Genomic DNA, 12,658 nt, shown 5'->3' with positions numbered 1-12,658 from the left:
AAGTATGTCAATCGCAGTAGCGGCTGTCATTCGCACGCCTGTCTGTTTGCGTCTGTTGCAAGCGGCGCTGGGACTGTGTGCCTTGCTGGCCGCCTGGCCCCTGAGCGGTGCGTGGCGCGCTGCGGCGGTGCCTGGCCAACTGGTGGGCGGCTATGCGCTGGGCTGGCCCGGCGCGTTGCTGAGCACGGCTGGCGGCGTGTTGTTGCTCGCTTTGCTGCGCAGGCGCAGAAAGCCGCAGACGCTTGATATTTCGCCGGTTGGCCAATTGCGGCTGGCGGTATATCTGGAGCATGGCGGAGCGCCAGGGGCGGATGCCGGCGGGGTGGCGGCGCCGCCCGGCCCGGGGCCGTCGCCGCCGTCAGGACTGCGCCTGTTGCCGGGCTCGACCCTGTGGCCGTCGCTGCTGGTGCTGTGCCTGACCGATGCCGCGGGGCGGCGCACGCAGGTGCTGGTGCAGCGCGGCGGCGGCTGCCCCGCCTTCCGCCCGCTGGCCGTGGCGTGCCGGGCCATTGCGGCGCGGAGTGGGGACGAATAAAAGTGGGGCGAACACTGAACTTCTTGCAGCGGGCCAACTCTATATCCATACAGGCGCCCACGCTGCATGACTACAGGGACATTGGGCGTGAGGACAGAGCGCGAGTATGATCAGTTACTGGTCGAGCGGGTGCAGGCTGGCGACAAACGGGCATTCGATGTGCTGGTATCGAAATACCAGCGCCGCTTGATGCGCCTCGTGTCGCGCCTGGTGCACGACCCGGCGGAGGCCGAAGATGTGGTGCAGGAAACCTTTATCAAGGCATACCGGGCGCTGCGCCATTTTCGCGGCGATGCCGCCTTTTATACCTGGCTGTACCGCATCGGCATCAATACGGCCAAGAATTATCTCGTCACGCAGGGGAGGCGCGCCGCCACGTCCAGCGATGCCGACGCCGAGCAGGCCGAGTCCTTCGATGATGGCAATAAATTGCGTGACAACAATACACCGGAATCGGTGCTGGCGAGCAAGCAGATTGCGGCCACCGTCAATGCGGCCATGGATGTGCTGCCCATCGAATTGCGCACGGCCATCGTGCTGCGCGAGATCGAGGGCCTGAGCTATGAAGAAATATCGGAGATCATGGCGTGCCCCATCGGCACCGTGCGCAGCCGGATTTTTCGCGCGCGCGAAGTGATTGCGGAAAAATTGAAACCGTTGCTGGACATGCCAATTGACAAGCGCTGGTAATCTGAAGAGTATGAGGTTGGCATGGCTGCGCCCGGTTTTCGCACCGATCCTCTTGAAATGGCAGGACCCATCATGGATACGCACACACGATTGCACGAGACTATTTCCGCCCTGGCCGATGGCGAGCTGGCGGCGAGCGAACTCGAACTGGCTTTTGCCGCCCTCGACACGGATGAGGGGAGGCAAGCCTGGAATGTCTATCGCCATATCGGTGACGTGCTGCGCTCGGAGCAGTGCGGCCATGCACTGAGCGCCCAGTTCGATGCGCGTCTGGCCAGCCGCCTGGCCGCCGAGTCGGCGCCTGCCCATGCGGAACCGCTGCTGCCCCTGTCCGCCGCCATCGTGCCGCCGGGTGCAGCCGAGCCGCTGGAGGCGGGGCCGCTGGCGCAGCGCTAGGGCGTTTCGCCATCTTATGCCAGGCTTAACGTTCCTGTCGCCCTCTTGACACTGGCCTTCGGTACGATTGACACTGTGTGCAGGCAATATCTTGCTTTTGCGATATATTGTTGCTGCCATGCGCGCTACCGGATGGGTTTGCCTCGGGGGCGCCGTCATGACGGCCAATCGTGCACGCAGGCAATTGCCTGATTCGCGTTTTGATCCGTTTATATATTCGAAGAGATCCTTTCCATGAAAAAAAACATGTGTGCCGCCAGCAAGTCGTTTTCAGTAAAGACGCTTTCCGCCTTATTGTTCGGTACCGCTGGCGTGTTTCTGGCTCCCACCATGCTGGGCCTGGCGCCACAGGCGCAGGCCGCCGTGCCGGCAGTGAAACTGCCTGATTTCTCGGACCTGGTCGACGCCGTGGGCCCGGCCGTGGTGAATATCCGCACCACCGAACGCCTGAGAATGGGCGGCGCCGGCGCCGGCAGTCAGGATGAGCAGGAAATGCAGGAATTCCTGCGCCGCTTCTTCGGCGGCGCCATGCCGACGCCGCGCCAGCAGGCGCCGCGTGGCGGCCGCCGCGCCGTGCCGCAGGAACAGGAAGTGCAGCGCGGTGTCGGTTCCGGCTTCATCATCTCGGCCGATGGCTACGTGCTGAGCAATGCCCACGTGGTCGATGGCGCCGACGAGGTTTACGTGACGCTGACGGACAAGCGCGAATTCAAGGCCAAGGTGATCGGCGCCGATGCGCGCACCGACGTGGCCCTGCTGAAAATCGAGGGCGGCAACCTGCCGCGCCTGACTATCGGCGATTCGAACAAGATCCGCGTGGGCGAATGGGTGATCGCCATCGGCTCGCCGTTCAACCTGGAAAACACGGTGACGGCCGGCATTATTTCCGCCAAGTCGCGCGACACGGGCGACTACCTGCCGTTGATCCAGAGCGATGTTGCCGTCAATCCCGGCAACTCGGGCGGTCCCCTGATCAATATGCGCGGCGAAGTGATCGGCATCAATTCGCAGATCGCCACCCTGTCCGGCGCCTACAACGGCATTTCATTTGCCGTGCCCATCGATGAAGCCATGCGCGTAGGCGAGCAGCTGAAAAAGACGGGCAAGGTCGTGCGCGGCCGCATCGGTGTGCAGATCGGCGAAGTGAGCAAGGACGTGGCGGGATCGCTGGGCTTGCCGAATGCCAAGGGCGCGCAAGTGTCGATGGTGGAGCCGGGCGGTCCGGCCGACAAGGCGGGCATCAAGCCGGGTGACATCATCCTGAAATTCAACGGCGCGCCGATCGAGCGTTCGTCGGACCTGCCGCGTCTGGTGGGCGGCGCTCCCGTCAACGGCAAGTCCACGCTCACCGTCTGGCGCAAGGGTGCGCAGCAGGACATTCCCGTCACCGTCGTCGAACTGGAAAGCGAGAAAACGGCGAAGAAGGGCGCCAGGGAGCCGGAAGCGCAAGCCGTCAATGCACTGGGGCTGAAGGTCAGCGACGTGCCGGCCGCGAAGAAACAGGAATTGAAGATCGACGCCGGCGTGCAGGTTGACGAGGCCGATGGCGTGGCGGCTCTGGCCGGCCTGCAGCCTGGCGATGTGATCTTGCAGCTGAATAACGTTGCCGTGAAAGACGCCAAGCAGTTCAACGCCCTCGTGGCCAAGCTCGATCCGAAAAAGACGTCGGCCGTGCTGGTGCGCCGTGGCGACGTAGCGCAATTCGTTTCGCTGCGCCCGTCGGCGAAGTAAGGTTCTGATTCACCCGCATCCCGGCTGTGGCCGGGATGCCTTTTTCTCTTTTCCATGCACTTCACGCTCTATTCCCGCAGTTATTGCCACCTTTGCCAGGACATGCTCGACGCCTTGCTCCTGCTGCAGCCGCCCGGCAAACCGTTCACGGTGGACGTGATCGACATCGACGCCTCGCCCGACGCCTCGCTGCTGGCCCGTTTTGACGAGCTGGTGCCGGTGCTGTTCGGCGACCTGGCGCAGCCCGAGCTCTGCCATTATTTTCTCGACGAGGCGGCCGTGCGGCGCTGCCTGATGTAGCTTAACTGTCAATATTGACACTGCATTGCACCATTCTGGTGCTGAAAACAGCCGAAAATGTCGGCTTGCCCCGGTGCCGGCCTCATAAGACGGGCTTTCTACTCTGAAATCCGGTAAAATGGGGAGGTCGAAAAAGCTACTGTCCGAGGCAGCAGCTTCTGTCGCTTCAAAAGCGCTCGCCTGGGCATGCAGATGTCCTGCTCGGAGCGCTTTTTTCATCATGAGTGGGGCGCCTGGTTTTGGCCCTGTTTGGCCCGGACATGATCCCCCTGATTCCTGTTAAAGCAGTGTCGTCAACTTCGCACTTATATTAGTTAATGAACAACATACGCAACTTCTCCATCATCGCCCATATTGACCACGGTAAATCGACCCTGGCTGACCGCATCATTCAATTGTGCGGCGGCTTGTCCGACCGCGAGATGGAGGCGCAGGTGCTCGATTCGATGGATCTGGAGCGCGAGCGCGGCATTACCATCAAGGCGCAAACGGCGGCCCTGCACTACAAGGCGCGCGATGGCCAGATCTACAACCTGAACCTGATCGATACGCCCGGCCACGTCGACTTCAGCTATGAAGTGTCGCGCTCGCTGTCGGCGTGCGAAGGCGCGCTGCTGGTGGTGGATGCATCGCAAGGCGTGGAAGCGCAAACGGTCGCCAACTGCTACACGGCGCTGGATCTGGGCGTGGAAGTGGTGCCCGTCCTGAACAAGATCGATTTGCCGAACGCGGATCCGCCGAGCGCGATTGCCGAGATCGAAGACGTGATCGGCATCGACGCGGCCGACGCCGTGCATTGCTCGGCCAAGACGGGCTTCGGCGTGCTGGACGTGCTCGAGCAGCTGATCGTCAAGGTGCCGCCACCGAAGGGCGACCCCGATGCACCGCTGCAGGCGCTGATCGTCGACTCCTGGTATGACGCCTATGTGGGCGTGGTCATGCTGGTACGCGTGATCAACGGTACCCTGAAACCGAAAGACAAGATCCGTCTGATGGCCACCGATTCGGTGCAGCTGGTGGAAGACATCGGCGTGTTCTCGCCCCGTTCGCAATCCTTGCCGCAGTTGTCAGCAGGCCAGGTGGGCTTCATCATTGCCGGCATCAAGGAATTGAAAGCGGCGAAAGTGGGCGATACCGTCACCCTGGCCAACCGTCCTGCCGCCGCGCCATTGCCTGGCTTCAAGGAAGTGCAGCCGCAAGTGTTCGCCGGCCTGTTCCCCGTGGAAGCGAACCAGTACGACGCGTTGCGCGACTCGCTGGAAAAGCTGAAACTGAACGATGCGGCCCTGATGTACGAGCCGGAAGTGTCACAGGCGCTGGGCTTCGGCTTCCGCTGCGGCTTCCTGGGCTTGCTGCACATGGAAATCGTGCAGGAGCGCCTCGAACGCGAATTCGACATGGACCTGATCACCACGGCGCCGACCGTCGTGTACGAAGTGATCCAGCGCGACGGCACCATGATCAACGTCGACAATCCGTCGAAGATGCCCGATCCGTCGCGCATCGAGGAAGTGCGCGAGCCTATCGTCACGGTCAATCTGTACATGCCGCAGGAATACGTGGGCTCCGTGATCACCCTGTGTATCGGCAAGCGCGGCATCCAGATGGACATGAGCTACCACGGCCGCCAGGTCAAGCTCGTGTATGAAATGCCGATGGCCGAGATCGTGCTGGACTTCTTCGACCGCCTGAAATCGACGTCGCGCGGCTATGCCTCGATGGATTACGAGTTCAAGGAATACCGCGCGGCCGACGTGGTCAAGGTCGACATGCTGATCAACAGCGAAAAAGTCGATGCGCTGGCCATCATCGTTCACCGTTCGAACAGCCAGTACCGTGGCCGCCAGGTGGCTGCCAAGATGCGCGAACTGATTCCGCGCCAGATGTTCGACGTGGCCATCCAGGCGACCATCGGCGCGAACATCATTTCGCGCGAGAACGTAAAAGCCTTGCGCAAGAACGTCCTGGCCAAGTGCTACGGCGGCGACATCAGCCGCAAGAAAAAATTGCTGGAAAAACAAAAGGCGGGTAAGAAACGCATGAAGCAAGTGGGTTCCGTGGAGATCCCGCAAGAGGCATTCCTGGCAATTTTACAAGTGGATGGTTAATCAATGAACCTGCAAGTGATTTTAGGAAATTTCGCTTTAATCCTGTTCGTGCTGATGGTGTTGACGGGCCTGGTCTGGTGCCTGGATGTGTTTTATCTCTCCAAGCAGCGCCGCAAGGCGGCCGACCGTGCCCTGGCCGAGTTCGATGAGCGTCAAGCGAAGTCGTTGGCTGAAGGCATCAAGTCCGATGGTAGCAGCAGCCGCCGCGCCGCCATCGAGGCAGATCTGTTGCGCCAGCCGACCTGGGTCGAGTATTCGGGCAGCTTCTTTCCCGTCATCGCCCTCGTGTTTTGCCTGCGTTCGTTCCTGTACGAGCCGTTCAAGATCCCGTCGAGCTCGATGGTGCCGACCTTGCTGGTCGGCGATTTGATCCTGGTAAACAAGTTCACCTATGGCATTCGTTTGCCGATCGTCAACAAGCGCATCATTGAAGTCAATGATCCGCAGCGCGGCGACGTGATGGTGTTCAAGTATCCGAAAGATATGTCGCAAGACTATATCAAGCGCGTGATCGGGGTGCCCGGTGATAAAATCACCTATGAAAACAAGCGCTTGACGGTCAACGGCAAGGAAGTGGCGTACACCCCGCTGGACGACTACCTCGATGACGAAAGCACGGTCTACCACAAGCAGCTGGAAGAAAACCTGACGGGCGTGAGCCACCGCATCCTCAACGACGAGCCCGCTCCCACGTTGAACTTGCGCGAAGTGAAGGATTTCCCGCACAAGGAGGCGTGCAACTACAACGAAGACGGCTTCACGTGTGTGGTGCCACAAGGCAATTACTTCATGATGGGCGATAACCGCGACAATAGCGCGGACAGCCGCTACTGGGGCTTCGTGCCGAACGAAAACATCGTCGGCAAGGCTTTCCTGGTGTGGATGAACTTCAGCAATCCGAAACGCGTGGGCGGCATACACTAAGCCGGCCTGGTCTGTAATGGACCAATCATGGCTGCCGCGCCGACTCCCCGCGCGGCGGCCAGCCGAATTACTCAGATGACACAGAAACAACAATGAATCTTCAGCTATTGCAAACCCGTTTAGGCTATACGTTCCAGGATGCTGGCCTGTTGCAGCAAGCCTTGACGCACCGTAGCCACAGCAGTTTGCATAACGAGCGGCTGGAATTCCTCGGCGACTCCATCCTCAACTGCGTGGTCGCTTCCATCCTGTACGAACGTTTCAAGACCATCGACGAGGGCGACCTGTCGCGCCTGCGTGCCAACCTGGTCAAGCAGCAGTCGCTGTATGAAATCGCGCAAAAGCTGGAATTGTCGCAATTTTTGCGCCTGGGCGAAGGCGAGCTCAAATCGGGCGGCTTCCGCCGTCCGTCGATCCTCGCCGACACGCTGGAAGCCTTGCTGGGCGCCATCTTCCTCGACACGGGTTTCGACGCCGCCAGCACGGTGATCCGCGCCTTCTACATTCCCATCCTCGACTCGGTCGATCCGCAAACCCTGGGCAAGGATGCCAAGACCCTGCTGCAGGAGTTTTTGCAAAGTAAGAAAATTTCGCTGCCACAGTACAACGTGGTGGCTACCCATGGCGCCGCCCACAGCCAGGAATTCGAGATCGAATGCCTGGTGCCGAAATTGAACATCCAGGTTTACGGCCGTGGCGGAAGCCGCCGCGCCGGTGAGCAAGCCGCCGCCAAACTGGCGCTGGACGTGGCCGAGCAGGCGCTGTTGAAGTCGCCTGCCGCCAGCCGCAAGCCCAAACCGCGCGCCGCTCAGCTCAAGCTGGCCGGCATTGCCACCATCCAGAGCGACGACGCGCCAGCCCCGGCTGCCCCGGCGATCGCCGCTCACACTAAACAGAATCGACACTAGCATGACTGCCACCAAAATGCCCGACAACTTCCGCTGTGGCTATATCGCCATCGTGGGCCGCCCCAACGTGGGCAAATCGACCCTGATGAACGTGCTGATCGGCGCGAAGGTCAGCATCACTTCGCGCAAGGCGCAAACCACGCGCCACCGCATCACGGGCATCCAGACGGTGCCGGACGCGCAATTCATCTACGTCGACACGCCCGGCTTCCAGACGCGCCACTCGAACGCGCTGAACAAGACGCTGAACAAGACCGTCACGAACACCCTGATTTCCTCGGACGTCATCCTGTACGTGATCGAGGCGGGCACGTTCGGCCCGGCCGACCAGCAAGTGATGGACCTGCTGCCGAAGGAAGTGCCGTGCATCCTCGTCATCAATAAATCGGACAGGGTCAAGGACAAGGCCGTGCTGCTGCCGTTCGCGCAAAAGATCGCCGCCATGCGCGACTTCGCCGCCATCGTTCCTGTGTCCGCCAAGCTGCATTTCCAGCTGGAAGGCTTGCAGAACGAGATCAAGCGCTTCTTGCCGGAAAACCAGCCCATCTTTGGCCCGGACGACATCACGGACCGCAGCGAGAAATTCCTCGCCTCGGAAATCGTGCGCGAAAAACTGTTCCGCTTCGTCGGCGACGAATTGCCGTACACGAGCACCGTGCTGATCGAGAAATTCGAGCAGGAAGGCGATTTGCGCCGCGTGTTCGCCGCCATCCTGGTCGAGCGCGATACGCATAAATCCATGATCATCGGCAACAAGGGCGCGCGCCTGAAGGAAGTCTCCACCCAGGCCCGCCTGGATATGGAAAAACTGTTCGGCGGCCCCGTGTACCTGGAAATCTGGGTCAAGGTCAAGTCGGGCTGGGCCGACAACGAGGCGGGCTTGCGCGCCTACGGCTACGAGTAATCCGCAACCCGGGGGCGACACCACACGCATGAGCACCACCACGCCAGCGCTGCACGATCCCGCGCCAGCCTCACCCGTTGTCCCCGCGCCGGCGGCCATCGCGCCGCCGGCCGCACCTTCCGCAGCACCCCGGCGCAGCCGTCCGCCCGCGCGCGACGGCCGCATCACGGGCCAGCCAGCCTTCGTGCTGCACAGCTATCCGCATAAAGAAACCAGCCTCATCGTCGACGTGTTTACGCGCGAATACGGCCGCATCGCGCTCGTCGCCAAGGGCGCCAAGCGGCCCCATTCGCAGTTGCGCGGCGTGCTGCAGACGTTCCAGCCGCTGCAGGCGGGCTGGACGGGCAAGTCCGAGCTGCGCATCCTGACGGGCGCGGAATGGGTGGGCGGCATGCTGCCGCTTGAAAAGACCGCCCTGCTGTGCGGCTTTTACCTGAACGAATTGCTCGTCAAATTGCTGGCGCGCGACGATCCGCATCCCGTGCTGTTCGACCACTACGTTGCCACCTTGAATCAACTGGCGCACAATGAGCCGCCGCCCATCGTGCTGCGCAAGTTCGAGCGCGCGCTGCTCAAGGAAACGGGCGTGGCGGCCGACCTGACGCGCTGCACGGGCACGCGCCAGGCCGTCGAAGCGGGGCAGGTGTACGTGGTCGACCCGGAACGGGGGCCGCGCCCGGCGCGCGCCGCCGACGCCTGGCCCAAGATCACGGGCAAGACCCTGCTCGACATGGAGCGCGAAGATTACCTTGACGTGGCCACGCAGGCGCAAAGCAAGCTGCTGATGCGATTTTTGCTGGCCCATCAACTGGGGGGCGCCACCTTGAACACGCGCCAGATACTGATCGATTTAATGCAGTTGTAGCGGTTGCGCTACAGCACTTTACGGATACCATCACTATGAGCTTTTTGCAGCCTGCCGGCCCCGTCATCGACCTGGGCGTCAATATCGACCACGTGGCCACCTTGCGCAATGCGCGCGGCACCGCGTATCCGGACCCGATCCGCGCGGCCTTGCTGGCCGAACAGGCGGGCGCCGACGCCATCACCCTGCACCTGCGCGAAGACCGCCGTCACATCAAGGATGCGGACGTGATCGCCATCGCGCCGCAGTTGCTCACGCGCATGAACCTGGAAGCGGCCGTGACGCAGGAAATGATCGACTTCGCCTGCGGCATCCGCCCGGCCGACGTGTGCCTGGTGCCGGAAAAACGCACGGAAGTGACGACGGAAGGGGGCCTGGACGTGGTGCGCTACTTCAAGGAAGTGCAGGCTGCCGTCAAGCAATTGCAGGGCGAGGGCATCCGCGTGAGCCTGTTCATTGACGCGGACGAACAGCAGATCGCCGCCGCCGCCGAACTGGGTGCGCCCGTGATCGAACTGCACACGGGGCGCTACGCCGATACGCAAGGCGCGGAACAGCTGGCGGAGCTGGAACGCATCAAGGCGGGCGTGCTGTTCGGCGTGGGCCGCGGCTTGAAGGTCAATGCGGGCCACGGCTTGCATTACACCAATGTGCAGGCGATCGCCGCGATTCCCGATATTGCCGAACTGAACATCGGCCACGCCATCGTCGCCCATGCCGTGTTTGTCGGCTGGGAAAACGCCGTGCGCGAAATGAAGGCCATCATGGTGGCCACGCGCCTGGGCCACAGGGCCTGACAAAGGAGCTCGTCATGATTTACGGCATCGGCACCGATATCTGCAAGATTCCCCGCATCGAGGCGGCCCTGGCGCGCCACGGCGAGCGTTTCGCCAAAAAGATACTGGGACCGCAGGAGCTGGACAAGTTCCGCGCCCGCAGCGCCAAGAACGCCGTGCGCGGCGTGCGTTTTCTCGCCACCCGTTTTGCGGCCAAGGAAGCGTTTTCCAAGGCCATCGGCCTGGGCCTGCGCATGCCGATGACGTGGCCCGCCGCGCAAATGCTGAACCACCCCAGCGGCAAGCCGATGATCGTCTGCAGCGGCGTGCTGGCCGACTTCATGGAAAAGAATCGCCTGAGCGCGCAAGTGACGATCAGCGATGAAGAAGAGTATGCCGTGGCGTTTGTGATTGTGGAGCAAGCGCCGTAATGCAGACGACTGCTGGGGTCAGTCTTTTCGATCGGAATGCGTCCCACTGGGACGTATTCCCCCGGCGGGTCTGACCCCATTTAAGAGCCAGCAATGACCGAAGCAATACCCGACCTCAATTCCACGGAAACGCCGCCCGACCCGCGCGCGCAGGTGCTGGCCACCGTCGCCAAGCTGCCGAACCTGCCCGGCGTGTACCGCTATTTCGACGCCGCCGACAAGGTGCTGTACGTCGGCAAGGCGCGCGACCTGAAAAAACGCGTGTCCAGCTATTTCCAGAAAAACCTGGCCAGCCCCCGCATCGCCATGATGGTCGAGCGCATCGCGCGCCTGGAAACGACGGTCACGCACAGCGAGGCGGAAGCGCTGATCCTGGAAAACAACCTGATCAAGGCGCTGCAGCCGCGCTACAACATCCTGTTCCGCGATGATAAATCGTATCCGTATCTGAAAATCACCAATGGCGATGCGCCGCGCATGGTGTATTACCGGGGCGCGGTGGACAAGAAAAACCAGTATTTCGGGCCGTTCCCCAGTTCCTGGGCCGTCAAGGAATCGATGCAGATCCTGCAAAAGGTTTTTCTCATCCGCACCTGCGAGGACAGCGTGTACGCCAACCGCACGCGGCCCTGCCTGCTGCACCAGATCGGCCGCTGCAGCGCGCCCTGCGTGGACCTGATCAGCAAGGAAGACTACAAGAACGACGTGGAAAACGCGGCGCGCTTCCTGCGCGGGCGCCAGAGCGAAGTGATGGCCGACCTGGAAAAGAAGATGCACGCGTTTGCCGCCGAGCTGAAATTCGAGCAAGCCGTGGTGGTGCGCAACCAGATCGCCTCGCTGTCGCGCGTGCTGCACCAGCAGAGCATGGAAACGACGGGCGACGCCGACGTCGACATCATCGCCGTGCTGGTGCAGGGCGGGCGCGCCTGCGTCAACCTGGCCATGGTACGGGGCGGGCGCCACCTGGGCGACCGCGCCTATTTCCCCAGCCAGCTCAGCGATGCGGCGGCGATTGCCGAAGAGCCGATCGAGGTGGAAGTGCTGGCCGCCTTCCTGGCCCAGCACTACACGGAAAAATTCATTCCCGGCACCTTGATCCTGAATATCGAATTCGACCAGCCGGCCCTGATGGTGGCGTTGATGGAGCAGTGCGGCCACCGCATCAACCTGATCTTCCAGCCGCAGGGTCAGCGTCGCCAGTGGCTGGAAATGGCGCAGAAGGGCGCCGGGATTTCGCTGGCGCGATTGTTGTCCGAGCAGGGCTCGCAGCAGTCGCGCACGCGCGCGCTGGCCGAGGCGCTGCGCCTGGAAACGGAAGACCTGGACAGCCTGCGCGTGGAATGTTTCGACATCAGCCACACGCAGGGCGAAGCGACGCAGGCCTCGTGCGTCGTATTCCACCACCACGCCATGCAGAACGGCGAATACCGGCGCTACAACATCAACGACATCACGCCCGGCGACGATTACGCGGCCATGCGCCAGGTCTTGATGCGCCGCTACGAGAAGGTGGCCAATGGCGACGGCGTGATGCCTGACGTGGTGCTGATCGACGGCGGCAAGGGCCAGATCGAAATGGCGCGCCAGGTGTTCGCCGAGCTGGGACTCGATATCAGCTTGATTGTCGGCGTGGCCAAGGGGGAAGGGCGCAAGGTGGGCCTGGAAACCCTGCTGTTCGTCGATGGCCGCGCGGCGCAGGAACTGGGCAAGGAATCGGCGGCCCTGATGCTGATCGCGCAAATCCGCGACGAGGCGCACCGCTTCGCCATTACCGGCATGCGCGCCAAGCGGGCCAAGACGCGCCAGACGTCACGCCTGGAAGAAATCGAAGGCATCGGCGCCAAGCGCCGCCAGAAACTGCTGTCGCGCTTTGGCGGCTTGCGCGGCGTGGTCGACGCCAGCGTCGAGGATCTGATGTCGGTGGAGGGGATTTCCACGCAACTGGCGGAAGAGATCTACAAGCAGCTGCATTAATGGATGGGGGCCTGGTCCGGCGCTGCGGCAACCGGACTAGGCTAATGTTGCCGGGCCATGTAGACTAGTGGCGCTTTCTTCACGCTTTCTTCATGTTCAATTTACCCGTCGGCCGA

13 protein-coding genes are annotated in these 12,658 nt (G+C 62.0%); all 13 read left to right on the top strand.

Features of this window, described 5'->3' with window-relative positions:
* Positions 1-4: 4 nt before the first annotated feature.
* The 13 genes from AC3RCG_RS19510 to uvrC all read left to right on the top strand — a co-directional run bounded on the left by AC3RCG_RS19510 (position 5) and on the right by uvrC (position 12,542).
* On the top strand, positions 5-535 hold the full coding sequence (locus AC3RCG_RS19510; RefSeq protein ID WP_492403060.1) for a hypothetical protein: 531 nt from the start codon (positions 5-7) through the stop codon (positions 533-535).
* A 66-nt stretch (positions 536-601) separates the two neighbouring features.
* On the top strand, positions 602-1,225 hold the full coding sequence (gene rpoE / locus AC3RCG_RS19505) for an RNA polymerase sigma factor RpoE (protein ID WP_070223871.1): 624 nt from the start codon (positions 602-604) through the stop codon (positions 1,223-1,225).
* A 72-nt stretch (positions 1,226-1,297) separates the two neighbouring features.
* Complete coding sequence (locus AC3RCG_RS19500; protein ID WP_070288657.1) at positions 1,298-1,621, top strand: sigma-E factor negative regulatory protein; 324 nt, start codon at positions 1,298-1,300, stop codon at positions 1,619-1,621.
* Between the two features lie 234 nt (positions 1,622-1,855).
* Positions 1,856-3,352, top strand: coding sequence for a DegQ family serine endoprotease (locus AC3RCG_RS19495; protein ID WP_492403057.1), 1,497 nt, complete (start codon positions 1,856-1,858; stop codon positions 3,350-3,352).
* 54 nt (positions 3,353-3,406) lie between these two features.
* On the top strand, positions 3,407-3,652 hold the full coding sequence (locus AC3RCG_RS19490; RefSeq protein ID WP_070223866.1) for a glutaredoxin family protein: 246 nt from the start codon (positions 3,407-3,409) through the stop codon (positions 3,650-3,652).
* Between the two features lie 317 nt (positions 3,653-3,969).
* Positions 3,970-5,760, top strand: coding sequence for a translation elongation factor 4 (gene lepA, locus AC3RCG_RS19485; RefSeq protein WP_070223864.1), 1,791 nt, complete (start codon positions 3,970-3,972; stop codon positions 5,758-5,760).
* 3 nt (positions 5,761-5,763) lie between these two features.
* On the top strand, positions 5,764-6,684 hold the full coding sequence (gene lepB, locus AC3RCG_RS19480; RefSeq protein WP_070288654.1) for a signal peptidase I: 921 nt from the start codon (positions 5,764-5,766) through the stop codon (positions 6,682-6,684).
* 92 nt (positions 6,685-6,776) lie between these two features.
* Positions 6,777-7,592, top strand: a complete 816-nt coding sequence (gene rnc / locus AC3RCG_RS19475; protein ID WP_070223860.1) for a ribonuclease III — start codon at positions 6,777-6,779, stop codon at positions 7,590-7,592.
* 1 nt (position 7,593) lies between these two features.
* The gene (gene era / locus AC3RCG_RS19470; RefSeq protein WP_034749612.1) at positions 7,594-8,496 is read left to right on the top strand and encodes a GTPase Era; all 903 of its coding nucleotides are present in this window, start codon (positions 7,594-7,596) and stop codon (positions 8,494-8,496) included.
* A 28-nt stretch (positions 8,497-8,524) separates the two neighbouring features.
* The gene (gene recO, locus AC3RCG_RS19465) at positions 8,525-9,361 is read left to right on the top strand and encodes a DNA repair protein RecO (protein WP_070223858.1); all 837 of its coding nucleotides are present in this window, start codon (positions 8,525-8,527) and stop codon (positions 9,359-9,361) included.
* A gap of 35 nt (positions 9,362-9,396) precedes the next feature.
* Positions 9,397-10,158, top strand: a complete 762-nt coding sequence (gene pdxJ / locus AC3RCG_RS19460; RefSeq protein ID WP_409028274.1) for a pyridoxine 5'-phosphate synthase — start codon at positions 9,397-9,399, stop codon at positions 10,156-10,158.
* 14 nt (positions 10,159-10,172) lie between these two features.
* On the top strand, positions 10,173-10,568 hold the full coding sequence (gene acpS, locus AC3RCG_RS19455) for a holo-ACP synthase (protein WP_070223854.1): 396 nt from the start codon (positions 10,173-10,175) through the stop codon (positions 10,566-10,568).
* A gap of 93 nt (positions 10,569-10,661) precedes the next feature.
* Positions 10,662-12,542 (top strand): excinuclease ABC subunit UvrC, encoded by a 1,881-nt coding sequence (gene uvrC / locus AC3RCG_RS19450; RefSeq protein ID WP_099411204.1) that lies wholly within the window; start codon positions 10,662-10,664, stop codon positions 12,540-12,542.
* Positions 12,543-12,658 lie beyond the last annotated feature (116 nt).

It is taken from the genome of Janthinobacterium sp. GW823-FHT01H08 (assembly GCF_058797855.1).
This window is presented reverse-complemented; position numbering and strand designations above follow the sequence as displayed.

Bases quoted from the DNA above. Each gene is read 5' to 3' on its own strand.
- AC3RCG_RS19510 (WP_492403060.1), top strand. From the start codon at position 5: ATGTCAATCGCAGTAGCGGCTGTCATTCGCACGCCTGTCTGTTTGCGT.
- rpoE (WP_070223871.1), top strand. From the start codon at position 602: ATGACTACAGGGACATTGGGCGTGAGGACAGAGCGCGAGTATGATCAG.
- AC3RCG_RS19500 (WP_070288657.1), top strand. From the start codon at position 1,298: ATGGATACGCACACACGATTGCACGAGACTATTTCCGCCCTGGCCGAT.
- AC3RCG_RS19495 (WP_492403057.1), top strand. From the start codon at position 1,856: ATGAAAAAAAACATGTGTGCCGCCAGCAAGTCGTTTTCAGTAAAGACG.
- AC3RCG_RS19490 (WP_070223866.1), top strand. From the start codon at position 3,407: ATGCACTTCACGCTCTATTCCCGCAGTTATTGCCACCTTTGCCAGGAC.
- lepA (WP_070223864.1), top strand. From the start codon at position 3,970: ATGAACAACATACGCAACTTCTCCATCATCGCCCATATTGACCACGGT.
- lepB (WP_070288654.1), top strand. From the start codon at position 5,764: ATGAACCTGCAAGTGATTTTAGGAAATTTCGCTTTAATCCTGTTCGTG.
- rnc (WP_070223860.1), top strand. From the start codon at position 6,777: ATGAATCTTCAGCTATTGCAAACCCGTTTAGGCTATACGTTCCAGGAT.
- era (WP_034749612.1), top strand. From the start codon at position 7,594: ATGACTGCCACCAAAATGCCCGACAACTTCCGCTGTGGCTATATCGCC.
- recO (WP_070223858.1), top strand. From the start codon at position 8,525: ATGAGCACCACCACGCCAGCGCTGCACGATCCCGCGCCAGCCTCACCC.
- pdxJ (WP_409028274.1), top strand. From the start codon at position 9,397: ATGAGCTTTTTGCAGCCTGCCGGCCCCGTCATCGACCTGGGCGTCAAT.
- acpS (WP_070223854.1), top strand. From the start codon at position 10,173: ATGATTTACGGCATCGGCACCGATATCTGCAAGATTCCCCGCATCGAG.
- uvrC (WP_099411204.1), top strand. From the start codon at position 10,662: ATGACCGAAGCAATACCCGACCTCAATTCCACGGAAACGCCGCCCGAC.